This is a genomic window from Pseudoroseomonas ludipueritiae, assembly GCF_014490445.1.
GTDB lineage: Bacteria > Pseudomonadota > Alphaproteobacteria > Acetobacterales > Acetobacteraceae > Pseudoroseomonas > Pseudoroseomonas ludipueritiae.
The window spans coordinates 1-519 of the sequence record NZ_JACTUZ010000394.1 but is presented as its reverse complement, the minus strand read 5'-3'; the positions used below and the strand labels follow the sequence as shown (position 1 = coordinate 519).

The 519-nt window shown below is 75.1% G+C and carries 1 protein-coding gene and 1 pseudogene; both read right to left on the bottom strand.

Annotation, left to right across the window (positions count from 1 at the left end):
- Positions 1–278 (bottom strand): annotated as a pseudogene (locus tag IBL25_RS26585) (ABC transporter permease); the annotation flags it as partial.
- The coding region (locus IBL25_RS26580; RefSeq protein ID WP_187781399.1) for an FAD-dependent oxidoreductase at positions 268–519 on the bottom strand (252 nt) is incomplete at its 5' end. The pseudogene IBL25_RS26585 and the gene IBL25_RS26580, both read right to left, overlap by 11 nt.

The window sequence follows — 519 nt, the reverse complement described above, 5'->3', positions numbered from 1 at the left end:
GGCGCCGCCAGGGCATCGCGGGCGCGTTCCAGCACCGCGAGCACGCCCTGCGCCGCCCCTTCCAGCCGCGCGGCCTCGCCGCCCGCGGCCAGCACCAGGGCGGCGCCGCTGGTATCCAGCGCCGAGACGCGGGAAAGGTCCACCACCGCCACGCCCCGCGCCGCCTTCAGCATCGGGTTCCATAGATCGCCAATGCGTTCGGTGGTCAGGGCGCCGTGCAGCGCCAGCCGGTCTCCATCCCTTGCGAAGCCCGGCTCCTCCTCGGCCTCATCCCTCATCAGTCGTCCCGGTCGGTGGGGGTGCATCTGTTGCGGGGGCGGCATAGCGCCAAGCCAGGGCCGGTGTCAGCGGCTGTCGCTCTTTGTCACGCTCCCTGTCACGCAAGGCGCGGGCCGCATGGGCGGCGGCGGCCTCGCCGGTTTCCCAGGCGCCGCCCAGCGTGGCGGCGAGGCTGGGGTGGCAGGCCTCGCCGGCGAAGCAGAGCCGGCCTTCCGCCAGCGGCGCCGCCAGGATGCCGCG